At 52.8% G+C, this 23,086-nt stretch carries 20 protein-coding genes, 1 pseudogene and 1 riboswitch; of the genes and pseudogenes, 5 read left to right on the forward strand and 16 right to left on the reverse strand.

Features of this window, described 5'->3' with window-relative positions; genetic code table 11:
- Positions 1–31: 31 nt before the first annotated feature.
- The 6 genes from prfA to PJDR2_RS29425 form a co-directional block, all read right to left on the reverse strand.
- Complete coding sequence (gene prfA / locus PJDR2_RS29400; RefSeq protein WP_015847383.1) at positions 32–1,102, reverse strand: peptide chain release factor 1; 1,071 nt, start codon at positions 1,100–1,102, stop codon at positions 32–34.
- A 143-nt stretch (positions 1,103–1,245) separates the two neighbouring features.
- A complete protein-coding gene (locus PJDR2_RS29405) occupies positions 1,246–1,887 on the reverse strand; it encodes a YcnI family protein (protein ID WP_015847384.1) in 642 nt (213 codons plus the stop codon).
- A 131-nt stretch (positions 1,888–2,018) separates the two neighbouring features.
- Positions 2,019–3,638: a copper resistance CopC/CopD family protein gene (locus PJDR2_RS29410; RefSeq protein ID WP_015847385.1), complete on the reverse strand. Its 1,620-nt coding sequence runs from the start codon at positions 3,636–3,638 to the stop codon at positions 2,019–2,021.
- 166 nt (positions 3,639–3,804) lie between these two features.
- Positions 3,805–4,905 (reverse strand): redox-regulated ATPase YchF, encoded by a 1,101-nt coding sequence (gene ychF / locus PJDR2_RS29415; protein WP_041613695.1) that lies wholly within the window; start codon positions 4,903–4,905, stop codon positions 3,805–3,807.
- Positions 4,906–5,028: 123 nt separating this feature from the next.
- A complete protein-coding gene (locus PJDR2_RS32195) occupies positions 5,029–7,308 on the reverse strand; it encodes a methyltransferase domain-containing protein (protein ID WP_015847387.1) in 2,280 nt (759 codons plus the stop codon).
- Between the two features lie 90 nt (positions 7,309–7,398).
- Complete coding sequence (locus PJDR2_RS29425; protein WP_015847388.1) at positions 7,399–7,809, reverse strand: hypothetical protein; 411 nt, start codon at positions 7,807–7,809, stop codon at positions 7,399–7,401.
- 90 nt (positions 7,810–7,899) lie between these two features.
- Here PJDR2_RS29425 and PJDR2_RS33335 point away from each other — a divergent pair, with 90 nt between their 5' ends.
- Positions 7,900–8,043: a hypothetical protein gene (locus PJDR2_RS33335; RefSeq protein ID WP_015847389.1), complete on the forward strand. Its 144-nt coding sequence runs from the start codon at positions 7,900–7,902 to the stop codon at positions 8,041–8,043.
- 71 nt (positions 8,044–8,114) lie between these two features.
- Here PJDR2_RS33335 and PJDR2_RS29430 read toward each other — a convergent pair whose 3' ends face one another.
- From PJDR2_RS29430 to PJDR2_RS29460, 7 genes are all read right to left on the reverse strand, one after another.
- Positions 8,115–10,475: an S-layer homology domain-containing protein gene (locus tag PJDR2_RS29430; protein WP_015847390.1), complete on the reverse strand. Its 2,361-nt coding sequence runs from the start codon at positions 10,473–10,475 to the stop codon at positions 8,115–8,117.
- A 151-nt stretch (positions 10,476–10,626) separates the two neighbouring features.
- Positions 10,627–11,451: a carbohydrate ABC transporter permease gene (locus PJDR2_RS29435; RefSeq protein ID WP_049790192.1), complete on the reverse strand. Its 825-nt coding sequence runs from the start codon at positions 11,449–11,451 to the stop codon at positions 10,627–10,629.
- A gap of 89 nt (positions 11,452–11,540) precedes the next feature.
- Entirely contained in the window at positions 11,541–12,431 is an 891-nt protein-coding gene (locus PJDR2_RS29440; RefSeq protein WP_083778282.1) for an ABC transporter permease, read from the reverse strand.
- Between the two features lie 101 nt (positions 12,432–12,532).
- Positions 12,533–14,185 (reverse strand): extracellular solute-binding protein, encoded by a 1,653-nt coding sequence (locus PJDR2_RS29445; RefSeq protein WP_015847393.1) that lies wholly within the window; start codon positions 14,183–14,185, stop codon positions 12,533–12,535.
- Between the two features lie 129 nt (positions 14,186–14,314).
- Positions 14,315–16,654, reverse strand: a complete 2,340-nt coding sequence (locus tag PJDR2_RS29450; protein WP_015847394.1) for an AraC family transcriptional regulator — start codon at positions 16,652–16,654, stop codon at positions 14,315–14,317.
- 223 nt (positions 16,655–16,877) lie between these two features.
- Positions 16,878–18,038, reverse strand: coding sequence for a Gfo/Idh/MocA family protein (locus tag PJDR2_RS29455; RefSeq protein WP_015847395.1), 1,161 nt, complete (start codon positions 18,036–18,038; stop codon positions 16,878–16,880).
- 17 nt (positions 18,039–18,055) lie between these two features.
- Complete coding sequence (locus tag PJDR2_RS29460; RefSeq protein ID WP_015847396.1) at positions 18,056–18,820, reverse strand: sugar phosphate isomerase/epimerase family protein; 765 nt, start codon at positions 18,818–18,820, stop codon at positions 18,056–18,058.
- 158 nt (positions 18,821–18,978) lie between these two features.
- Here PJDR2_RS29460 and PJDR2_RS29465 point away from each other — a divergent pair, with 158 nt between their 5' ends.
- Entirely contained in the window at positions 18,979–19,797 is an 819-nt protein-coding gene (locus PJDR2_RS29465) for an AraC family transcriptional regulator (RefSeq protein ID WP_015847397.1), read from the forward strand.
- Between the two features lie 61 nt (positions 19,798–19,858).
- On the opposite strand, the gene trxA is transcribed toward PJDR2_RS29465, so the two are convergent.
- The 3 genes and pseudogenes from trxA to PJDR2_RS29480 form a co-directional block, all read right to left on the reverse strand.
- Positions 19,859–20,170, reverse strand: a complete 312-nt coding sequence (gene trxA, locus PJDR2_RS29470) for a thioredoxin (protein WP_015847398.1) — start codon at positions 20,168–20,170, stop codon at positions 19,859–19,861.
- A 64-nt stretch (positions 20,171–20,234) separates the two neighbouring features.
- The gene (locus PJDR2_RS29475) at positions 20,235–20,660 is read right to left on the reverse strand and encodes an RrF2 family transcriptional regulator (protein WP_015847399.1); all 426 of its coding nucleotides are present in this window, start codon (positions 20,658–20,660) and stop codon (positions 20,235–20,237) included.
- Positions 20,661–20,792: 132 nt separating this feature from the next.
- Positions 20,793–21,571: pseudogene (locus PJDR2_RS29480) on the reverse strand (aldo/keto reductase).
- A gap of 247 nt (positions 21,572–21,818) precedes the next feature.
- Between PJDR2_RS29480 and PJDR2_RS29485 the strand changes: the two are divergent.
- The 3 genes from PJDR2_RS29485 to PJDR2_RS29495 all read left to right on the forward strand — a co-directional run bounded on the left by PJDR2_RS29485 (position 21,819) and on the right by PJDR2_RS29495 (position 23,039).
- Positions 21,819–22,028: a hypothetical protein gene (locus PJDR2_RS29485; RefSeq protein WP_015847400.1), complete on the forward strand. Its 210-nt coding sequence runs from the start codon at positions 21,819–21,821 to the stop codon at positions 22,026–22,028.
- Between the two features lie 162 nt (positions 22,029–22,190).
- A riboswitch (guanidine-I (ykkC/yxkD leader) is annotated at positions 22,191–22,293 on the forward strand.
- A 78-nt stretch (positions 22,294–22,371) separates the two neighbouring features.
- Positions 22,372–22,728, forward strand: coding sequence for a DMT family transporter (locus PJDR2_RS29490; protein WP_015847401.1), 357 nt, complete (start codon positions 22,372–22,374; stop codon positions 22,726–22,728).
- Positions 22,725–23,039 (forward strand): DMT family transporter, encoded by a 315-nt coding sequence (locus tag PJDR2_RS29495; RefSeq protein ID WP_015847402.1) that lies wholly within the window; start codon positions 22,725–22,727, stop codon positions 23,037–23,039. Before PJDR2_RS29490 ends, PJDR2_RS29495 begins: the two co-directional genes overlap by 4 nt.
- The last annotated feature ends 47 nt before the right edge of the window (positions 23,040–23,086 follow it).

Here is a 23,086-nt window from a genome sequence, read left to right on the forward strand (position 1 = left end):
TTCCTCGGGAGTCTTTGGACTCGAAGGTCTTTTAGTTAAGCTCTCGCTCCATCAATTCCGCCTGCTCGGCAATCGTCAGCGACGATACGATCTCTGCCATGTCGCCGTTCATCACCGAATCCAGCTTATGCAGCGTAAGACCGATGCGATGGTCCGTTACGCGGCTTTGCGGGAAGTTATACGTACGGATACGCTCGCTTCGGTCGCCTGTGCCAACCTTCAGCTTACGCTCGCCCGCATATTTCGCTTCCTCTTCTTGACGGCGGATATCAGAGATCCGGGCACGAAGAACTTGAAGGGCCTTCGCCTTGTTCTCGTTCTGCGATTTTCCGTCTTGGCAAGTCGCCATAATGCCGGTAGGAACGTGAAGCACGCGAACGGCCGACTTGGTCGTATTAACCGACTGACCGCCTGCACCGCTGGAGCAGAAAGTATCGATCCGGATGTCTTTATCCAGGATTTCAACTTCAACTTCTTCAACCTCGGGCATTACCGATACCGTCGATGTAGACGTATGAATACGGCCGCCGGATTCCGTTACCGGAATACGCTGTACGCGGTGCGCGCCGCTCTCGTATTTCATCTTGCTGTAAGCGCCTTTGCCGGTAATCATAAAGATTACCTCTTTGAAGCCGCCGAGATCATTCTCGTTCAAATCCATCAGCTCGCAACGCCAGCCTTGCGCGTCCGCAAACTTCGTGTACATCCGGTACAGCTCGTATGCGAACAAAGCAGCTTCATCGCCGCCCGCTGCGCCGCGGATCTCCACGATAACGTTCTTGTCGTCGTTAGGGTCTTTCGGCAGCAGGACGATACGGATCTTCTCATCCAGCGCTGTCTTACGCTCGGTCAATTCATCAATCTCCATCTTGACCATCTCGCGCATTTCGTCGTCTAGCTTCTCGCCTTGCATAAGCTTGGCATCTTCAAGCTGTTCCGACACTTGCTTATATTCTGTGAAGGCTTCATAAGCCTCTTGTAAATCCGATTGCTCCTTGGAATATTCCCGCAGGCGCTTCGGATCACTGGCTACATCCGGATCGCACAACAGTTCACTTAATTTCTCGTAACGGTCTGCGAGCGCTTGTAAACGGTCCAACACAATGATTCACCTCTATGATTTTGCTTAATGGTATCACTCATTATAGCACAATGGACCCGCGTTTTCGACTGGTGTATTTGCCTAAAGTCGCCCGAAAGGGGCTCCGCGTCTTCCCTAAGGAAAACGGAGCCCCTTTATCCTGTTTATTTCTTGTTTTTTCTAGCTGCGAGCACTACGGCAACCAAGCCGAGCACAACCGCGATAATCGACAACGCAAGCGGAAGCGCAGAGTCCGAACCCGAGTCCTTCGAATCGCTTGCATCTGCCGCAGCGCCGGTATCATGGCCGTGGCCGTCGCCTTCCGCAACAGCCGCCGTTACCGTCGTTACGGAAGCCGGTTTATCCGAGCCGTCCGCTCCAACCCACTCGACAACCTTGTTGTCGCTGTAGGTCTGGTAAGCTTTCCACACGAGCTGGGTGGCATCCTCGTTTACTTTGCCGCTCATGCGGAATTCGGTAAATTCCGTTTCGCTGAGGCCGCCGCCGTCCGCAGCCGTCCAGGTAATGGTTGTCACAACGCCGTTTCCATCCTTTTCAAGCTCGCTGGTCCAGCCCGGCTTGGGCTCAACCCGGGAAATCACCGCGCCGTCAGCCACCTTAACCTGTACCTTGACGGTGTTAACGCCTTTCTCTTCGCTAGGCACGCGTACCGCGAATACCTGATACGAATTAGCCGGTACGGATGGCGGCTGAACCGTCACGTGGGCGCTTGCCACGCCTGCGAACATCATCAGGCACACGGCCATTGTGGCCGCTATAACCCATTTTTTTATCTGCTTCTTCATCTGACACATCTCCCTTTCGGATCATCATTAGCCTGTCGTGCGCTTCTCTGAGATGAGTATATAACCTGCGCATAATGCCTGACATGACTCGAAAGGGCTACCCGGTTATGACTATTATGTGTCTGCCCGTTCTAATAATTGCGGAACGCGGCTTCCCGCACAAGCTCATTATCGTCCTGATCCATGACGCGGATCTCGGCCGTCCACTTGGAGGCGTAAGGCAGGAATGGACCAGTCGCTTCATAGGACGCGCTGATGTAGCCCGGGAAAGCATCGTTAGGCTCGCTGTCGTCCTTCACCAGCGGAATATCGATCGGAGCATCCTTCTTAATGCCCGAATGCAGGCGCAGAATAACCGACTTAGGCGCCCCCGACGCTTCCGGCAGCCAGACGTGGAGAGAAATCGTATTGTCCCCGCCCGGTACGTTAGGCGATACGTTAAACGTTACGTGCATATCCTCACCCATCTGGTGGAAGTTATACGGCTCGTTTGGAGGCAGCGGGCTCATATAAGTAAACACGGCTGCAATCGCCACGATACAGGCCATCATAATGGCATCCGCCTTCAGCAGACTTCCGGCCGGGAAACCGTTCTTTTTCATCCGGAGACGCAGCAGAGTACCCGTTACAAGCACCGCAACGACAAGAACGACTTTTACGGTAAGCAGTCCGCCCCATGTGGTCAGCCACAAATACGACAGCTTCGGCAGGAACAACAGCGTCATCGTAACCCCGCTGATGACCAGTACAACAAGGGAAATTAAAGCGCCCTGCGAGAAGCTTGCGCCAAAGCGCCCCGCTTCCTTCCGGTCCGCGTACCAGACATACAGGAGCGCGGCCAAACCGCCAGCCCATACCGCGGAAGCAATCAAGTGGATAAAGTCAAAAGCAATCGTCAGCACCTTCTGGTCATTTGCCGCCGGATGGCCGATCAGGCTTTCCACGCCAAGCAGCAGAACCACCCACAGCAGACTGACAAACTTCTCTTTGAACCGCTGGGCCACAAAACCAAGCAGAACTAGAATAATGAGCTCGAGCCATGCCCGTCCGGTAGTTGTATTCGTAAACAGCGACCCCCAGGAGGAGATCGGCTGGCCTTTCATCAATTCATTGACCTGCAGGAAAATATGAACCAGTACCGTAAGCAAAAGCGCCCGCAGGCCAATCACGGACAAACGTTTGAAGGCTGACTGCAGCGAATCGCTTGGTTTCCGGATAAAGACCGACCATAAAGCGATACCCGTCGCCAGCAGCAGTGCAGCATAGTAAAGCACCCGCACGACATACAGCATGTTTTGCTGCATCCCTTTTGAGCTGTTTACCTGAGCGGCAAAAGTCTCTCCGTCCTTCCAGTCGGGCGGATTGCCGACAACAAACGCATAAGAGCCGCTGATCGGATGGCCATCCTCCGAAATAATATGATAAGAGACTGAATAAACGCCGTCTCCAAGCGTAGGAAGACCTGCTTTAAGAGTGGTTCCGCCGTTCTCCAGAACAGGGTCTTCCGTCTTTATTTTGTTCGACTTCGAATCGACGACTTCCAAGGATCCAGCCCCGGGCTCGACCGCCTCGTTAAACGTAAGCTCCACGAAAGGCGGCGACTCTGCAAGCTTCACATTCGCGGCAGGAACGGTCTTCTCCAGAGTCGCATGCGCAAAAGCCTGCGGCGCAAGCGTTAATGCCAATACAACAAGCAGCATAACCGCTGCCAGCATTCGTTTCGGTAACTTTGGTAACGTATGTAAGGTCATAACACCATACTCCTATTCTTTAGCTTCCTTCCCATTGTACGACCGCAAGCCGCATTCCGCATGACTCGTTCGAGCTAGGCTTAGGCAAAAGGCATTTTTCCATGAGAACAGAGCAAAACGGTATTGCTCTCCAAATGAGAACAATACCGCTTTTTTTCCGCTGCTATTAAACGTTGAAACGGAAGTGCATAACGTCGCCGTCCTGCACTACGTATTCTTTGCCTTCGAGGCGCAGCTGGCCTCTTTCTTTTGCCACGTTCATCGTACCGGCAGCAGCCAGGTCCTCGAACGATACAACCTCGGCGCGAATGAAGCCGCGCTCGAAGTCGGTATGGATAACGCCGGCCGCTTGCGGCGCCTTCATGCCTTTACGAATCGTCCAGGCACGAACCTCCTGCACGCCGGCCGTGAAGTACGTATACAAGCCAAGAAGCTTGTACGCCGCGTTGATCAGACGGTTAAGACCGGATTCCTGCAGGCCTAGCTCTTCGAGGAACATCGCTTTGTCTTCGCCTTCAAGCTCAGCGATTTCTTCTTCCACCTTCGCGCTGATTGGCACCACTTGCGCGCCTTCGGCAGCTGCGAATTCACGAACGACTTGCACGAACTTGTTATTATCCGTGTCCGCAACTTCCGACTCGGCTACGTTTGCCGCATACAGCACCGGCTTCATAGTAAGCAGGTGAAGATCGCGGATAACCAGCTTCTCGTCATCGGACAGCTCTACGCTGCGCGCAGGCTGGTCGTTGTACAGAGCTTCTTTGACGCGTTCCAGCACTTCCACTTCCAGGGCGATTTTTTTGTCGCCGCCTTTCAGGTTTTTGCGGGAACGCTCGATTTTTTTCTCAACGGACTCGATGTCCGCCAGAATCAGCTCAAGATTGATGGTTTGGATATCGCCAAGCGGATCCACTTTGCCGTTCACGTGCGTGATGTTCTCGTCTTCGAAGCAGCGAACAACGTGAACAATCGCGTCTACTTCGCGGATATGCGCGAGGAACTTGTTGCCAAGGCCTTCGCCTTTGCTTGCGCCTGCCACAAGGCCGGCAATATCAACGAATTCGAATGCAGTCGGAACCGTTTTGTTCGGCTGCACGAGCTCTGTCAGTTTGTCCAGACGGTAGTCCGGCACCTCTACCACGCCAACGTTCGGGTCAATCGTACAGAACGGATAGTTCGCGGATTCCGCCCCTGCTTGCGTAATTGCATTAAATAAAGTGGACTTGCCGACATTCGGCAGACCCACGACACCTGCTTTCAAAGCCATGAAATAAGACACCCCATTTTCCGAAGTAACAATCTCACGTCATTATACCCGATGGCCGCTTACAATAAAAGCCCTAGTACAAGGTAGACAGTTCTTCCAAAAATGGGGCGTTGCCGCCTTTATTCAGCTTTGCAAGGTCCGCTTTTTCCTGCATACCGCAATCACGTACATCGGATCGCAGCTCTTGAAGCTCGCAAGCGGCAGCGGTTCATGCCCTTCCGCCCTCAGCAGGTGCTGCTCGGCTCTTCCCAGCGGCAGACCAACCTTCTCCCGCATCCAATTCATCGAGAGCAGTCTTGAATCGTCAACCGGGTTTTGCCCGAACATCGCTTCAATGTCATAGCAGGCAAGCAGTTCGCCAACCAGCTCCGAAGTCCGGTACTCGAAGCGGTGATATTCGTTAAATGGCTGCTCTTCGTAATAAAGCGGAGGATTCGTTACCGAGCGGTTCGGGGTGGACACGATAAACAATCCGCCCGGCTTCAGCACGCGGGCCGATTCCCTGATCCACGCCGCCCCTTCGCTTACGTGCTCAATCGTCTCAAAGGACACAACCGCGTCAAAGGACTCGCCCTCAAAAGGAAGCTTCAGCACATCTCCCTTCTCAAAGCGTATCCCTTCTCCGCCGTAATCCCGTTCCGCAAGCCGGGCGGAAGCGGCGTCGATATCGATGCCTGTAACCTCCGAAGCCCCGGCACGCTTCAATAGCGCCGAACCGTATCCCGCTCCGCAGGCGGCATCCAGCACTTTCAGCCCCTTGACGTAACGGCTGGCCAATTCGTAACGGTACAGATGCTCTTCGTATACATCGGCATACTGCTCCTTCACCTGCCGGTTCACCACAAGCCGTTCGCCGCTAAACACCACATCGTTTTGTTCTTTGAGAAGCTGATCCGGCACAACCTGCACAGGCCCCTCAACCGAAGGCAATTGTAACGGCAGCTCCTCCGCAACCGCCGCTACAGCCGTGCGTCCCTCCGGCTCAGCCTCTGTTACCGCAGCAGCCGGCAGCTCGAGCCTGTCGCTTAGGCCAAGCGTAATAATGCTGCCCGAGGTCAGCCTCCCCTTCACCGGATGCCGGCCGTTTGCCATCCGCTCCAGCAGGCTGAAATCTTCGGCACTAATGTCTGAACCGGGACGCCCATCCTTCCCGTCATCTATAAGCAGAGTCGATACGGCAGCAAACCCGGCATCCGCATATAGCTTCCTTACCTGCTCAATGGAATACAGATAAGCAGACTGATGTTGGGCATCGTCATTATCCGGCTGCAAATAACGCAGCATAAAGGGATAGTAATGACGGTTCAGGAACGTTCCGATCAGCCAGCCGGCAGGCTTCAGCAGCCCCTTCAGCTTCCTCATCGCCTCGGGCGTCCCGCATATGTGGGCGTCCCCTATAAGGATGCCGTCTAACGAGCCAGACTCCAGGCCCCATTGCTCTGGCTCCTCCGAGGCAAACACCCGAATGCCGGCCGCTTCCGCCACCTTAGCCGCTTGACCGTTTTTTTCAACTCCGTACAGCAAAGCACCGGGAAACCGGTGCCGCAAGCTGAGCAGCGTCGCTCCGCAGCCGCAGCCGATATTCAGAAACCTTGGACTTTCCGTTCCGCCGCCTGCCGCGGATACTTCCCGATCCAGCAGCCCAAGCATGTCGGAATGGATAATCAGCGCCTCCGAGGAAGCGAATCCCCACTTTTCGCGGAAAAGCTGATTATTGCGGGCGAACAGCTGCAGATACATGGCCGAATCCGCCCGGAAGCTGACGCTGCCGTAATGATGGATAAAGGTATCCCGGCAAAGCATCAGCTTATACCCGAGAAGCCTTAACCGCAGCGACAAATCGTCGTCTTCGTAATTGCCGATGCCAAACCGTTCATCCATCCCGCCGGCCTTCTCGTAGGCTTCCCGCCGCAGCAGCATGCAGAAGCCGATCAGCTTCAGCCGCTCCTCCATGGATTGGCTTCCCGCCGACAGTCTCACCGATTCAGAGAAACGGTCGAGCTCCTCGACGGTCGAATAATGACTTGGGATCTGCGTCCAGTAATGGGCCGAATTCGTGACCGGCCCCGCCGCACCGATCGAAGGATCGCTCAGCAAGCTGCGCTTCAGACCGTCCAGCCAGCCCGGCGTCACAAGCGTATCATTATTAAGCAAGAGCAGCAGCCCGCCGGATGCGGCCGATGCCCCTTGATTGCAGCCTTTCGGGAATCCGGCGTTATCGTGATTTGCGATCAGAAGGATATCCGGTTCGGCTCTCGCCCAATCGGCCGTCCCATCTTCCGATCCGTTATCGACAAGGATCAGCTCATAGCTGCCCGCCGCTGTATGCCGCCTGATGCTTTCCACGCAGGATTTTGTATAATCAAGCCCATTCCTGGTCACCAGGATCATGCTCGTCAGCATATTCTTCACCGCCCGGCACATAGGTTCATGCCATCAGCATATGTAGAAGGAGTCCGGATGCTTAGGCTGTTCGCCCACTGCCCCTCAGCGTTATTTTTTATAGAAAGACAAACCGAACAAATAACCGGCTAGCACATTAAAAATCGCTTCGTTCTTGTCATCTAGAACGATCCGGCTAAAGGTCCCGAATGTGCCTTCTGCGCCGGTGTACAGTTTGCCGTAATTGACGGCCGCCACGTAATTCAGCACCACAATAATGATCGATAACATTAACGTGAACTGCGTTTCCTTGAATCGGAATCCGAATTCGCCTTTGCCAATCAGATGAAGACTTGCTCCAAAGCCGAAGGTAATGCCAAAGAGAACAAACAGGAACTTGGCCGTCGTATCCGGATCGCCGTTACGGATTAGAAACTCGTCGCTTGCATAAACAACAAGCATGGTGAACAAAAGAAAGAGGACGAACACCAGATACTTAAATAACGCTGACTTCTTAACCATTTTCTGCACCCCTTATGTTGTCTATCACGATTGCATGCCAAACCCTCCCCGCGCCCATACTAACAGGGACCAGGAGGTGAAAACTACACAATGGAAAATCAAAGCCACAAAGGCAATTATAAAGGGACAACGGCCATGAAGGCAAAGAACCAAGATATGGCATTTGTCAACGATACGATTGAGGATGCGAAGTCCGTTACGAATTTCTCCTCCAAGAACAAAAAAACGGACTAATCGAAACATAAAGCCCCCGCCTGGAAGCTGCCACGGCAGCGAACCAAACGGGGGCTTCTTATTGGCCAGTCTTAATTGCGCAGCGGCGCCTCTTGAAGCTCCGCCCTTGTCTGCAGGAAGCGGAAGAAGGCTACGGAAGCGTCGGCTCTGGATACCTGCTTAGCCGGCTGGAAGTTGCCGTTCGACAACGTCATAATTTTGAGTCCGACAACGATAGCCGCCTGACCCTTCTTCTCCGTCTTGTCTGCATCCTTGAAGCTGATATTGAACAAATTATCGTAATTGGCGAGGGAGTTGTACCCAAGCGCTCGGACAATCAGCTCCGCCATCTCTTCGCGGTCCACCTTGCCGTTTGGATTAAACGAACCGTCGCCGATGTCGATCAGATTTTGCTGCAGCGCGCTTTCGACGTAAGCATAATACTGATTTTTCGTGCCGACATCGGCAAATGAAGCCGCTGCCGTTGAATCCGCCGACCCTGCGTACAATACCGGCGGACGACCGCTGTTCATAGCCAGCACAAGCATTTTAATCAGCTCGCCGCGGGTTACGATTTCATTCGGACGGACCTTGCCGTCCTTCACGTCAAGCGCTTTGTAGGCCACCATCAGCTCCAGCTGGCGCTGTGCCCAATGGCCGTCGATATCGGTAGCCTTCGGTTTCTCCAGCTGGGTAACGTCTCCGGTGTCCCGGTTTCTCCAGCTGCCCGATTCCGCATCCAGGAAGATGGATTCATCCAGCTGGCGCGGTACTAGCCGGTAGATCAACTGAGCGTTAGTGTTGGATTCCACATCCGACGGCTGAATCACCCCGGCAGCCAGCAGCGTCTTATATTTCTCTACCGGAATCGGCTGGCCCTGGTACACGTAATTTTGCGTCAAATAATAAGTCAGCTCCGTCCGGTAGTAAGTCATCCACTTCTCAATGGCTTGCGCCGGAGTAATGACCTTAGGCGCGGTCCCCGGATATTTATACGGGTTGATGCTGGCATCGTAACTGCGCACCGAGCCCGTATTCGAATCAATGGATACGTTCACGTTGTCGTAATCGGCCGTTGCGCCGTTAATCTTGTGAACGAAGCTGAAATAATACGTATCGATATTCGGCACTTTATCCGGATCGTACTGCGACTTATCCCGCTTCACGATATACAGCTCATCCGCCGCCCAAGGAAGCTGCTTCTTCACCGCATCAATGGCCTTGGCTTCCGCTTGGTCATAGGACAACGCAGGCTTCGCGCCGACATTCTGGTTGTTTTGATAGGAATAGAAGCTGCTGATGAATCCCGTCCGGCTATTGACTAATGCCGATGCCGAGCCAATGGTGTCTTTTCCGTTCTTCAGCTCCCATTCGAGTCGCCAGCTCGCAACCGTGGCGCCGGCACCATCATCCGCGTTCTCGTAATAGCTGGCGCCGGTGTACGCCGCGTTTGAAGGAATAGGGAAGGCTGAAAGCACGGCTTGCTTCGCCTGTTCTTCGGTCAGATTCACCGCTCCGGGAGCTTCGCCCAGCGGTTTATCCGCTATCGGCGTCCCCGATACCTGGCCGGGATCGATGTATCCGCTTTGCACCTCTTTGCCGGTAACCGCATCAATCGCGAATGCTCCCATATCGTAGCTCAGCACCGGCTTGCTTGGCCCTTCAGGATTATACGGGATAATGTAACGCAGCTCCGGCTTTGCCTGCTCAATCAGATTTTTCTTCGCTTCATCGGCTGTCAGCTTGGCATCCACCTTCGGAAATTGAATCGTATCGTCCCACTGCAGAGTGTAACGCAAGACATGCCCTTCGCTGTCGACATCAAGCTCGATATAGTTATCCGCGTAAGGAATATCATTGACAACACGGTCAAATCTTAGCGTGTGGCGCACCTCTCCCGTCAAAGGAGGCAGCTGCTGCGCGCCGTATTCCGGATTGAATTTCACTTGATCCTTGTAGGTCGGCGCTACCTCCGACAAGAAGGAATAAGCAATTTTCTGCGCGGCCTCCCGCTCAACCTTCAGCGGGTAAGTAGGCTTGGCGCTTGGATTATCGAGGTAGGTGCTGTAATCAAGAAGCTGACCGGTATCCGCATTTAGCCGCACATAGATGCTGCCCTTGTTTTTACCGTTTACCTTGTACACGAAATCAAGACCCCATACGCTGCGTTTGCCGCCAGCCAGCGTATCGGACGAGAGCGAAGCCCCTTGCAGCGCGTATTCCTTCGGGACGCTTACCATCTGCCTGGCGAGAGATTCCGCCTTTTCCTTGGTTACCTTCACATTAACGGGAGCAACCGCGCTTCCATCCGATCCCGCAGCATCTCCTGATACCGATACGGCCGAAGCTGCCGGTTTGTCAGCGCTTTCTGCAAAGGCTGCAGCGGGAAGACTGCTCGTCAGCATAACCGCCGTTACCAGCACGGCCAGCTTCTTGCGATGATTCATCACCATAACGAACCTCCTATGCTTTTCCATTCTTGTTAATCAGCTAAATAGACGCGGCAGCTGCGCCAGAAGTTGCGTTTAAACCCAATATTTTCATGTTATCCATTTCGCAAAAAAACAAGCGAAGCTTCATGCTCCGCTTGTTTTTCAGTTGCAGCTATTCCTTAATCGACCCGAGCATAACGCCCTTCACGAAATACCGCTGCAGAAACGGATAGAGCAGCAGTATCGGCACCGTCGCAACAATAATAGTCGCGTACTTGATCGTTTCCGTAATTAATCCCTTATCCACGTCGGCTACGGTCGACATCATGGAGTCCGTACTGTTCGTAATCAGAATTTCCTGCAGCACAAGCTGCAGCGGATACAGATCGCGGGTGCGCAAGTAAATCAGGGCATCCATGTAGGAGTTCCAGTGGCCAACGCCATAGAACAAGGTCATAACCGCCATGATCGGCAAGGAAACGGGGATAAAGATCCGGAACAGGATTTTGAAATCGTTCGCCCCGTCGATCCGGGCAGACTCCTCCAGCGCCATCGGAATGCTTGCGAACGAAGTACGCATGACGAGCAGATTCCATGTGCTGATCGCGGAGGGCAGAATCATCGCCCATCTGTTGTCCAACAGCCCTAAGTTTTTCATGTTCAAATAGGTCGGGATCAGTCCGCCCGAGAAAAACATCGTAAACACGATCCCGAACATAACCGGGCCAATCAGCTTGACCCCCCTGCGCGACAAGGCGTATGCGGCAAAGCTGGTCATGACCAGATTTAACGCGGTGCCTCCAATTACATAGATAAGCGTATTTAAGTAGCCGATCGAGATCATCGGATTCTCGAATACCAGCTTGTAGGATTCCAGACTAAACCCCGCCGGGGCGAGCAACAACCCGCGATGCTGGATCAAATCGGCGGGGTTGCTGAACGAAGCAAACAGGACGTATAGGAACGGATATAAAGTAATGACGACCAATATAAGCATCAGCAGCGTATTCGCAACGTCGAATATCTGCTCTCTGATTGGAACCCGAGGCTTCAAGGCCGCCTCACCTCCTCTACTGAATCTTAAATCTACCACAAGCTTGTGTTATTGATTTTCCGGCTGAATTTGTTCGCTGTGACAAGCAGAATGAAATTCAAAACATTATTAAATAAACCGATGGCTGCAGAGAAGCCGTAATCCATCTGCAGAAGCCCCCTCCGGTATACGAAGGTGGAGATGACATCGGCGGTTTCATACGTTGTCGAATTGTACAGAAGGAGAATTTTCTCCATGCTGCCTCCCGCCATCAGCGTGCCGAAGCGGAGGATCAGCATGATCATAATCGTTGGAAGGATACCCGGGACGGTAATATGCCAGATTTGACGAAACCTTCCCGCCCCGTCCGATTTGGCGGCTTCGTACAGGCTTGGGTCGATGCCGGAGATCGCGGCCAGATAAATAATCGAGCCCCAGCCAACACCCTGCCAAATGCCCGAGGAGACATAAATACTCCGGAACCATTCCGGCAGGATAAGGAACGACACCGGCTGAACGCCAAGCAGCCCTGTCAGCTGATTAATGATGCCATCGCTCGAGAGAAAATCGATCATCATCCCCGATACCACAACCACCGAGATGAAGTGGGGCAGATACGTAATGGACTGCACGATATTTTTAAAGTAACGGGACCGGATCTCGTTCAGCAGCAAGGCCAGCAGAATGGGAGCCGGGAAACCGAATACGAGTTCATATAAGCTGATGAGAAGCGTATTGCGGATTAATCTCCAGAAATAATAACTCTCGTAAAACGATTTGAAATGGTCGAAGCCGACCCAAGCGCTCCCCCAAATCCCTTTTGCGGGAGAGAAATCTTTGAAGGCGATTTGAAGACCGTACATCGGCAAATACATAAATACAACGTAATACACAACAACCGGCAGGAGCATGAAATAAATATATTTGTTGCGGGACCATTGCATTTTCAATTGTTGAACCTCCTTCAGGATGCGGGCGGACAAAACGGGCTTGCTCGGCAACGCAGCTTTTGCGTTCCCCAAGAAGCCCGCCAGACCGGCATTGCCTATCGTTTCAGATAGCGGTCGTACGCCGCCTGTTCAATTTCCAGCGCTTCCTGAATGCCCATGCCTTGAATCGTTTTCACGAAATTATCGAAATGCTCGAGCGGCTCCGCTCCCATGACGAACTTATCGAACATCTCGTCGCGGTACGTGTTGACGTCCGCCATAATAGCCGCCAGCCTGCTGGATTCCTCATTGGTGAACGTAAGCGGGGGAAGCAGTCCGTCGTTATCGACAGCCATCCAGGTGTTGAGCGCCTCCTTCTGTTGAGGAAGCGAAGCGTTCTGCTCCTGATAACGCATATCCTGGACGAACGGACCGCCAAACGGCACCGCATATTGCCCTATAGCCGTCGCAAACGCCAGTCCGTCCGGATTTTTCATAATCTCGTCCGTATAGGTCGGGTAGCCGTCCTTCAATTCGTAGCTCTTGCCTTCAATGCCGAAGTTGAACAGCATATGGCCTTGCTCGCCGTATTTGAAGTCCAGCCATTTGACCGTCTCGACGACATGCTTGTTATCCTTCGTAATCGCAGCCCCTACTCCGTTAAAGATCGGCTCGCGCTGGCCAAGCACCGGCTTGTCGCCTTTGTTTAAAGTAGGATATGGCGCGCCGGCCAGGTTGAACTTCGGATTTTTCGCAGCCATTGCGGTTGTGTATTTGCCGATTCCGCCGCCTACGGCAAGCTCCGATGCGCCAAGCACGTCGCCCGTCCATTTCGCATCCTTCTGCTTGCCGTCCGTTCCGGCATAATCGCGGTCGATCAATCCTTCTTCATACCAGCTGCGCAGCGTCTGGAGAAACTCCTTGTAAGCCGGCTGAATCGGACCAAAAACAACCTTGCCGTCCTGCAGGTTGAAGCGGCCCGTCGTCCCCCATGCGTTCAGGAATACGTTGCTGAAGTTAAGCAGCGTATCCTTGGCGATCAGAAGCGGAATTTCGTCCGGCTTGCCGTTTCCGTTCGGATCCTTTTCTTTGAAAGCTTTAAGCACGTTATGCCATTCGTCGATGGTTGTCGGCATCTGCAGGCCAACGGTATCCAGCCAGTCCTGGCGGATCGCAAGACCTTGATAAGTGCGAAGATAAGGATCGCTTCTCAGGAACGGGAACGCATAGATGCGGCCGTCATCCGTCGACACATCCTTGCGTATATCCGGATTGTCCGCGAGCAGCTTGGTCAGATTCGGCGCGTACTTCTCGATGTAATCGTTAAGCGGAATAATAACCCCGGCATTCATGGCGCCTACGCCGCCGCCGGGATAATCGCCCCAGCCCCACTCGATAATGTCCGGGTATTTGCCGGAGCTCATCAGAAGGTTGAACTGGTTTTTCTCTTGACCGACGGTCGGATGCTGGAAATCGATATGAATGCCCGTCAGCTTCTCGGTCTCCTTATAAGCAGCCATATCATTAAAAGATTTCATGCCCGGAGCCGGATTGCCCGACATTTGAACAAAATCGGTCAGCGTCAGCGGCTCCGATACAATCTTTCCGTCCGCCGGCGTCTCGGCCGCCCCGGCGTTCCCCGTGCTCTCCGGTGAAACGGTGGCTTCACTGTTACTGGACTGGCTGCCGGAACAGGCCGACAATACAACGGTTAAAGCCGTAACCGCCGCGAGCGCAGCTGCCTTGCTTTTGTTGCTTCCGTACTTCATGTAAGTACCCCCTCGTCCTTTTTGGCTCAAATTCTGCCGCGTCTTCAGAGTAGCCGCAGGAAGCGTTTATTGGGTATCGCCCGTTTGTTGGATTCGTATGCGGATCGTAAGATACAGAGTAATCCGGATTTAAGATTGGCATTCCGTCTGTACGTTTGCCCGGTATTGCCCGGGTGTAATCCCCTCGTATTTCTTGAAGAAACGGATAAATCCGATATCGTTCGAATAACCGACCGCTCCCGCAATATGAGCTACCGTTAGATCGGTCTCGGCGAGCAGGCGTTTTGCCTCCAGCAGACGGATTTTTGCGATGTATTCTACGATGGTCTGTCCCGTCGCCTTCTTGAAGAAGGATGACAGATAAGGCTGCGTGATTCCAAGCTCGTCCGCTATAAATCCAACGCTCAGCATATTCTGGCTGTACCGCTCCCGGATAATCCGGTAGACGGTCTCGAGCATCCGGCTCCCCTGGTCGCTCCGCCCCGTTTTCCAGAGCTGGCAGACCTGCCGGAAATCCTCCCGCAGCCGCTCGAATGTAGCATGTTGATGGTGGAAGCTATTCGGATATAAGATTAACAGCCGGCTTGTAAGATCTTGCTCAACCTTCGGCGTGTTTTGAGCAATCCGGAACAAAGTTGATGAAAGATGCATCAGAAAATAAGAGCCAACCGGAGAGTCGCCTTCGTTGCCGGAGACATGATCGGCATAAAGGGCATCCAGCAGCTGTATCGTTTTGTCCTCCTCGCCCGACTTGACGTAATTCGTAAGCTGCTGCTCGATATCCAGCGGATAATAATAAGCGGGCATCTGGCCGGCGAGCTTAATGCCGCCATTGTCGGCCGCATCTCTCTTGCGGGCATTATCCAGCTGCTTGAGCGCATCCCGGAAGGCCTCCCCTATGGACTGAATATCGTGAACGGCAAAGCTGGTGCCGATGGCGATTTTCATTCTGAAACGCTCGCCCAGCACCTGTGTCAGTCGTTCGCGGATCGCGGCGAGTTCTTCGCTCCGGCCTTCTTCGCTTGCTTCTTTGAAGTTGATCAATAGCGCGATGCTTCCTTGATCAAGCTCCGTTGTAAAGCCGATATGTTTTTCGTTCGCCAGCTCGGTCGCAATATTCGAGAGAACGAAATTAACCAGCATCCATTCCTTGTCATCCTGCTCTCCCGGCAAGACGTTTTTTTCCTCCGTATCGACCAGCATCACCGCAAAGTCGCCGGATACGAACCTGACGTTCATGAACTCCAAAGAGTCGGGCCGCAGCTCATGCGGGTCGGCATAACCCTTGATCAGACGGTTGAGGAAATGGAGGCGGATGATCGGCGTCTGCTGGGAGAGCCTCGCTCTCAGCTCCGACTCCGTCAGCCTCGCCGACTGAATGGACGAACGGATCGTCTCGTATTCGATTGGGCCATGCTTTCGGGAAGCCGGCGCGCCGCCGGTTAGAGCGGACACCAGATCCCGGATGGGCCTGGAGTTTCTGGACGCAAGATACACAGATACGACCGCGCCTGAAAACGCTGCCAAAACAAACAATAACAGCGCCCAGTTCCGAACCTTATTGACCTCCTTCAGAAAAACGCCGCGCGGCACCTCCAGCACGTATTTCCAGTCGTACACTCGGGATGAGGCAAAAGAAATTACCGTATCCTGCCCGGTCATTGCGGACGTCAGCTTCCCTGCATCGCCTCCCATATCGGCATACCGGAACGGCAGACCGCCTTTCAATTCCGCTGTCGAGCTAATCATACGGTTGGAAGAATCGACGATGTAAATCTCACCTTTTCCCGCCTCCGCCAGCGTTCCCAGCATTTTTCTAAGCTGCTCGCCGTTAATCATGATGAATAAGGTAGCCATACGCTTGGATCGGTCAACCCTCGGAAGGGTCTGCATATAAGCGATAATGTCGTTTCTTTCTCCCAATGCACCGGTAACCTGCATCCCCGGGATAAAGGAACGGTAATGGTAGCCGCTCTCGAATTGCTTGATCCACTCCTGCGCATTCATTCCGTCAAAGCGGCTCACCTTGTCGAACAGGAACTGAGGCGTTGTTTTGACGCCTGGCCCCAGCATCGTGCCGGATTTCGGGAAGTACATGTAAAAGTCGTAAATAAACGGCGACAACAGCTTATACCGTTGCAGGTCCTCCGCCACCTCGATCATGTCATACTGCTCCTGATCGGTCATTTGCGCAGGCTGATTCACCATCTGATACAGCTTGGGATGGTTCGCGATCTGCTGCTCCAGCTGATCGATCATCTGAAACTGGCCGTCCGCCAGCTCTCTCAGCTGCCCAAGCATAGCGGAGTTCGTCTGCTCCACGGAATGCTCCACCACTTCGTTAGCCCGCCAATACAGCAAACTGCCAATGATGATTAACAACAGAAGAATAGCCATGTAAGACCAGAACAACGCGGACCATGCGCCTTTGAACCTTAGCCATTGATACCGTCCTGCAATCCTTCTCATACCGTTTCCCTGCTTTCCTTCACAGTTGGGACTAGTTGAACCTCTGGTTTGTGTAACCTTCAGTATACCAATAATGGACAAGCCGGGACTTATCGGTTCATTTGATCGGTTATCCGTTTGTAAGATTCGGGCCGTCTTCACGCAAACAGGCGTACAACAATCGCTGTTGTACGCCTGACGCGGTATAGAGCTTATTTCGTTATTGCTGCCTCGGCTGCAGCCATCAGGAGCCGAAGCTGCCGTCCATCGAGAACATAACCGGAGCGGCATTCTTGCGCTTCGAGGCTCCTATCCGTTTGTTCAGCTCCTCCAAATAGATCTCCTCATCCACCGGAAGCGCGACGGTCTCGCCAAGCCAGCTGGACAGATGCATCGCATTGGACAATCCGAGGCTATGAATGCCTTCTTCTCCTCCTGCGATAAGCGGCTCCCCGTGAAGCACGGCCCTTGCAAAGGACTTAATGACCCCTAGATGCTGGCTGTTATCTCCCTCAACCGGCACGACGGATACCGTTACTTCCGGCCTTGAGAACCCGTCCTTTGTCTCGAAGCAAAATTCCCGCTCGTTCTGGCTAAGCTTATGCAGCGTTAAAGTATCGTTCTCGCATACCAGCTTGCCCATCTCCAGCGTAATTTCCAGCCGGTTCGTTCCCGGCAGATCGGCGGTTGTCGTAACGAATACGCCCGTTGCGCCGTTTGCGAATTCCATATACGCCGTTACATCGTCCTCGACTTCAATATGATGCCATTTCCCTTCATGACAGAAGGCCCGCACCTTCTCCGGCATACCGCAGATCCACTGGAGCAGATCGATATTGTGGGGACATTGATTAATAAGCACACCGCCGCCTTCGCCTGCCCAAGTTGCGCGCCAGCTGCCGGAATCATAATAAGCCTGCGATCTGTACCAATCCGTAATAATCCAGTTCACCCGTTTAATCGCCCCAAGCTCTCCGCCGTTCACCAGCTCATGCATTTTCCGGTACATCGGATTGGTTCGCTGATTGAACATCATCCCGAACACCAAGCCGCTTTCCTGTGCTTGTTCGTTCATTTCGCGGACTTGCTTCGTATATACGCCTGCCGGCTTCTCGCATAATACGTGCAGCCCTTTTCGGAAAGCCGTAATCGCAAGCCGTGGATGATCGTAATGCGGCGTAGCGATAATTACCGCATCGCATAACCCGCTGTCCATCAATTCCTCGGCGCTCGCGAATCCCTCAACCGATTCCGGCAAAAACGACCTGCAAGCCTCAAGCCGCTTGCCGTCCATCTCGGATACCGCCGTCAGCTCTACCTCGGGAACGGCCCCCTTGCTTAGCTTCTTGGCATGATCCGAGCCCATATTTCCCATGCCGATAATCCCCATGCGCAGCTTTGTCATAATCCTTCTCCTGCCTCCTAGCGGTAGCCGAGCGCGGCCAAATTGTTATAGCTGGTTTGCAGACATTCAAACGGACTGGTCTGGCATACGTCCTGCTCCACAAGAAGGTACTTGGCGTTCGTCTGTTCGAGAGCCTTCAGAATGGCCGGGAAATTCATATTCCCTTCCCCTACCGGTGCCATCAGCTGCTCCGTGCCGCGAACCGCCATATCCTTCAGATGAACGCAATGGAGACGGTCCTTCAGCTTTCCGATCCATTCGCATACGTCCGCGCCTGCCGCCTGCACCCAATACGTATCCAGCGTAATGCCCATCTCTTCCGGAGAGAAATCCTCAATTAATCGTTCCATCAGCCGTTTGCCGTTCCACTTCTTGAATTTCTCGAACTCGAAGTGGTGGTTATGGTACATAAACAGCTTGCCAGCCTTGGCGATTTTGCCAACAGCCTCCCGAAAGTCCTCCGCAAAATAGCCATACCAGTCCGGCTCGCGGTATTTATCCGGCATGCCGCCGATTCCGATATAGTTACAGCCCAGGATGTCATGCTCTTCGATCACTTTTTCCGTTTCGTTCAGGATCCGGTCCGCATTGGTATGCGTGAGCGCGATCTGAAGAGAAAGCTCGTCGCAAATTTTCTTCAAGACTTCGGGACGGATATTTCCTATCGCGGAAATCTGAACCGATTTGTAACCCATTTCTGCAATCTTTTGCAAGGTTCGACGAATATCCTTTTCCGTCTGGAGAAAAGATCTAACCGTGTACAGCTGTGCTCCTAGAATCATCGCAAATGGCTCCTCCTCAAGGTAAATCCCGTTATCCCTTACATCTCTTAATTATAGTCTCCGGGAGGTACAGAGCCATTGCGAATGGGGACGATCACATTGCAAATATAGCGGTCTTCCTCTAGACTAAAGCTACATTAGCCCGAGGAGGAGATTCCGTGAAGCTCGTCGATATCCGAACGGATTCCTTAATCCTTCACCATGCGGTCGACCGGGAGAAAACAAATGACTACGCGCTTCATTGCCATAATTTCTACGAGGTGTTTTATTTTATAGGCGGGAAAGTCAGCTATCTGGTGGAAGGGCAACGGTACGTACTGGAGCCGCATAGTCTGCTCCTCATTGCCCCCCATGTGTTTCATGGGGTAAAAATCGAAAGCGACATCCCTTATGAGCGGATATCGCTTCATTTTGTTCCCGGCATTCTGCCTCCCGAGAATCAGACCGTCCTGCTGTCTGCCTTTCACAACTTTCGGAACGCGGAAGGGATTTATTATACGAACGATGAGAAAATCTTTTCCTTCTTTGAGCAGCTGATCGAGGCCTGGCAGGCCGACGAATCGATCCGGGACATGCTGCTTCGGATCCGGCTGGAAGCGCTGCTGTCGCAAATTCTTATGATGAGCCATATCCAAAAAAGCGTTTTGCGGGATTTCGCTACCGCCAAATCGATTGCTCCCATCCTTGCGTTTTTAAACGACCGGATTACCGAGACCGTTACGCTGGACGAGCTTTCCGCCACGTTTTTCATAAGCAAGCACCACTTGAACAAAATCTTCCGCAAAGCGACGGGAACAACCGTTGGCAATTACCTGATACACAAACGCGTCGTGATGGCTCAGAACCTGATCCAGCAGGGCCACACCGCAAGCTCGGCCGCCGCGGACGCGGGCTTCCGCGATTATTCCGCCTTTTTCCGCGCGTACAAAAAAGTGCTTGGTCGTGCGCCTTCCTCCAGAGGTACTTTGCTGCACTGAAAAAAGCCAAGAACCCGCGTTATACGCAGGTCCCTGGCTTTTCATACTTTACAGCCAAATCTTACAGTTGGCCGGAGATTTTTGCTTTCAGAGCGTCTTTGCTTTGTACGCCGACCATTTTGTCAACGGGTTGACCGTCTTTGAACAGGATCAGTGTAGGGATGCTCATTACGCCGAATTGGGAAGCCAGTTCAGGCTCTTCGTCAACGTTGATTTTCGCGATTGTAGCTTGGCCTTCCAGTTCAGTTGCGAGCTCTTCTACGATAGGGAGCTGCATTTTGCAAGGTCCGCACCAAGGTGCCCAGAAGTCTACCAGAGAAACGCCGTTTTCCACGCTAGTTGCAAAGTTATCTTTTGTCAATGCTACTGCCATTGTCAATCATCCTCTCCAAAATAATATGATAAGGGAATTCCGCCACGTACCGTTTTATTGTAACCTAATCGCAACCACAAGCGTGAATTTGCTTCAGTACATCGGAAATCGTGATGCCGCTGAAGTAGCCTTCCAGCTGCTTCTCGGCCGTACAGAAGATCCCGAACATCACTTGGTTCATATTCGAGCCAACGACGCAATCCATACCCGGATCACCCGAGCACCAGCTCGGAATAAAAGAGCCCTGCGCCATGACGCGGTATACATCGCCAAGCGTAACGACATCTGGATCAATTGTAAGCCTGTAGCCGCCTCCCGCGCCTTCTCTTGTATCGACAAAGCCGCTTTTGCGCAATCCGCTCATTACTTTGCGGACGCGCGCGGAGTGCGTGCCTACGTTGTCGGCGATCATCTCACTGCTTGCCATCCGCTCGGGCAGATAGGCTAAATAAACGAGACTGTGTACGGCAATCGTAAATTCGCTGTTCAATGTGAACGGCCTCCCTGTTTAGTACTGTAATAATATCAATTACAGTTAACAATGTCAATAGCAAGGCCGCCCGATTTCCGCCACAGTCATAGGGTGCGACGGCGGCACCCCCCTTATTCGCAATGCTTAATGTTAGAAATTGAAATTCATGGGGTCGGATCCATAGCGGCGGCCGACATTCAAGCCGTTGATCTTCTCCACCTCTTCAGCGGTTAGTTCAAAATCGAAAATGTCCGCGTTCTCGATAATCCGGCTCTTCGTAACAGACTTCGGAATAGTGACGACGCCGCATAGCAAATCCCAGCGCAAAATAACTTGCGCGGCCGATTTGCCATGGGCTTGTCCGATCTCCTGCAGAAGCGGTACATCGAGATTACCCTGAAGCAGCGGACTCCATGCCTCAAGCTGAATGCCGCGCTCCTTGCAATAGCTTTGCAGATCAGGCTGAGTCAGGTATGGCTGGAATTCCACCTGATTCACCGCAGGCACTACTCGCAGCTGCCAAGCAGATCGTTCAGATGAGGAATCAGGAAGTTGCTGACGCCAATTGCCCGCACATGCCCTTCCTTGTACAGCTTCTCCAAAGCACGATAAGTATCCTTGTATTTACCGGCCACCGGCCAGTGAACCAGATACAAATCGATAACTTCCAGCTTCAGCTTGCGGCGGCTTTCCTCGAAAGCCTTCAGCGTGCTCTCAAAGCCCTGGTTGCTGTTCCATACCTTTGTCGTAACAAACAGCTCCTCGCGCTTCAGGCCGCTTGCGGCAATCGCGTTGCCCACGCCTTCCTCGTTACCATAGATCGCCGCTGTATCGATGCTGCGGTAACCTGCCTCCAGGGCATCCGCAACCGCTTGCTCCACCTGGACGCCTTCCTTTGTTTTGAATACGCCAAAGCCAAGCCAAGGCATCTGAATTCCGTTGTTCAATTCCGTGGTTTGCGTAATGGATGTAAATTTGCTCACAACTCTTCTCCTCCCTCATTCTAAAAATGCTGCTTCTCAGCTACCCTATTTTACCACCGTTCTTCCCCTATGAACAATTAAGCCGCTATCGAATAATTAGCGGGATAATCCCAACAAACCTGTCATGATGGTCGGAGAGGCGAATACATATGTACGGAATGGCGAATCAGCAGGCGAAGGAGGTGTGTTAGGGATGGTGCTGTGGTGGAACCGATGGACTGCCTTCCGGACTGAGGCCGGATCCCGGGCGGATGAAATCGACAGGCTGTATGCGTATTTCAAAACAAACGGATTAAAATCAAAGGTAACCCTGGATGGCTCCTTAAAACGGCTTCATGTACGCAGCAACGATGAAGCACGCGCCAAGGAGCTTGCGGCTTCATTCGATGCCGAGCATTCCTGATAAGCTTTTGATTCAGCCGTAATCCGCTGTTTCATGTTGGCGGCGCCTGTGCCGGTGGCAGCCTCAGTCCTAGCGTGACTGAGAGCTTCCTCTGCCTGGGTGCCGTCATTTTTTATCCTTTTCCAGGCCTTGATCTTCGGGGGGAAGTGTGTATAATACAGGTTAGTGGTTTTCTAGGGTTCCGCTAAGCGAGATGCTTAGGTCTGGTCCGAGGGAAAACTCACAGCAATAGCTGTGATCACGGAAGGATAAAAACCTGGGAGTCGCCTGCGCCAGCAGTGTCTCCCAGGTTTTATTTTTGTCTTTTTAAATATTACATCACGTGTAAGGGGGAAGATTTTTCATGAAAAAGCAATGGTTGCAAGTTTATATCGCTGCCGTATTTGAAGTCATGTGGGTAACCGGGCTCAAGCATGCGGACCATGCATGGAGCTGGGCGGTCACGTTTATTGCGATTCTGGTCAGCTTCGCTCTGCTCATCAAAGCAAGCGGCGAGCTTCCTGTCGGCACGGTATACGCCGTCTTTGTAGGCCTGGGCACAACCGGCACCGTGATTTCGGAATCGGTCTTTTTCGGGCATCCGCTTCATGCGGCTAAATTATTGTTTATCGCCATTCTTTTGATTGGCATTATCGGTCTCAAGCTTATTACACCGGAGCACGCAAATGCGGGCGACAAGAAAGGAGTATCCTCCAAATGAACTGGTTAGCTTTGATCTGCGCAGGTCTGTTCGAAATGCTGGGCGTCGTTATGATGAACAAGGTCAATGAGAAGAAAAGCGTAAAAAACATCGCTCTCCTGCTAATTGGATTCGGGATGAGCTTTGCCTGCCTGTCCTATGCCATGCAAACCCTCGAGATGAGTATTGCATATGCGATTTGGACGGGTATCGGCGCTACCGGCGGGGCGATTCTAGGCATGATCCTGTACGGCGAGCCGAAAAACATGCTCCGGATCTTCTTTATCACCCTCATTATCGGGGCCGTAGTTGGCCTCAAGCTGGTGGCTTAATTGCGGTTAGAATGCATCAAGGGGCTGTCCCGTAGCTTTATCAGCTA

This window comes from Paenibacillus sp. JDR-2, assembly GCF_000023585.1.
GTDB lineage: Bacteria > Bacillota > Bacilli > Paenibacillales > Paenibacillaceae > Pristimantibacillus.

What these genes read in the sequence shown, in the direction of transcription:
- PJDR2_RS29405 (WP_015847384.1), bottom strand. Translation starts at nt 1,887, where the DNA reads ATGAAGAAGCAGATAAAAAAATGGGTTATAGCGGCCACAATGGCCGTG.
- PJDR2_RS29410 (WP_015847385.1), bottom strand. Translation starts at nt 3,638, where the DNA reads ATGACCTTACATACGTTACCAAAGTTACCGAAACGAATGCTGGCAGCG.
- ychF (WP_041613695.1), bottom strand. Translation starts at nt 4,905, where the DNA reads ATGGCTTTGAAAGCAGGTGTCGTGGGTCTGCCGAATGTCGGCAAGTCC.
- PJDR2_RS32195 (WP_015847387.1), bottom strand. Translation starts at nt 7,308, where the DNA reads ATGCTGACGAGCATGATCCTGGTGACCAGGAATGGGCTTGATTATACA.
- PJDR2_RS29425 (WP_015847388.1), bottom strand. Translation starts at nt 7,809, where the DNA reads ATGGTTAAGAAGTCAGCGTTATTTAAGTATCTGGTGTTCGTCCTCTTT.
- PJDR2_RS33335 (WP_015847389.1), top strand. Translation starts at nt 7,900, where the DNA reads ATGGAAAATCAAAGCCACAAAGGCAATTATAAAGGGACAACGGCCATG.
- PJDR2_RS29430 (WP_015847390.1), bottom strand. Translation starts at nt 10,475, where the DNA reads ATGGTGATGAATCATCGCAAGAAGCTGGCCGTGCTGGTAACGGCGGTT.
- PJDR2_RS29435 (WP_049790192.1), bottom strand. Translation starts at nt 11,451, where the DNA reads ATGCTTATATTGGTCGTCATTACTTTATATCCGTTCCTATACGTCCTG.
- PJDR2_RS29440 (WP_083778282.1), bottom strand. Translation starts at nt 12,431, where the DNA reads ATGCAATGGTCCCGCAACAAATATATTTATTTCATGCTCCTGCCGGTT.
- PJDR2_RS29445 (WP_015847393.1), bottom strand. Translation starts at nt 14,185, where the DNA reads ATGAAGTACGGAAGCAACAAAAGCAAGGCAGCTGCGCTCGCGGCGGTT.
- PJDR2_RS29450 (WP_015847394.1), bottom strand. Translation starts at nt 16,654, where the DNA reads ATGAGAAGGATTGCAGGACGGTATCAATGGCTAAGGTTCAAAGGCGCA.
- PJDR2_RS29455 (WP_015847395.1), bottom strand. Translation starts at nt 18,038, where the DNA reads ATGACAAAGCTGCGCATGGGGATTATCGGCATGGGAAATATGGGCTCG.
- PJDR2_RS29460 (WP_015847396.1), bottom strand. Translation starts at nt 18,820, where the DNA reads ATGATTCTAGGAGCACAGCTGTACACGGTTAGATCTTTTCTCCAGACG.
- trxA (WP_015847398.1), bottom strand. Translation starts at nt 20,170, where the DNA reads ATGGCAGTAGCATTGACAAAAGATAACTTTGCAACTAGCGTGGAAAAC.
- PJDR2_RS29485 (WP_015847400.1), top strand. Translation starts at nt 21,819, where the DNA reads ATGGTGCTGTGGTGGAACCGATGGACTGCCTTCCGGACTGAGGCCGGA.
- PJDR2_RS29490 (WP_015847401.1), top strand. Translation starts at nt 22,372, where the DNA reads ATGAAAAAGCAATGGTTGCAAGTTTATATCGCTGCCGTATTTGAAGTC.
- PJDR2_RS29495 (WP_015847402.1), top strand. Translation starts at nt 22,725, where the DNA reads ATGAACTGGTTAGCTTTGATCTGCGCAGGTCTGTTCGAAATGCTGGGC.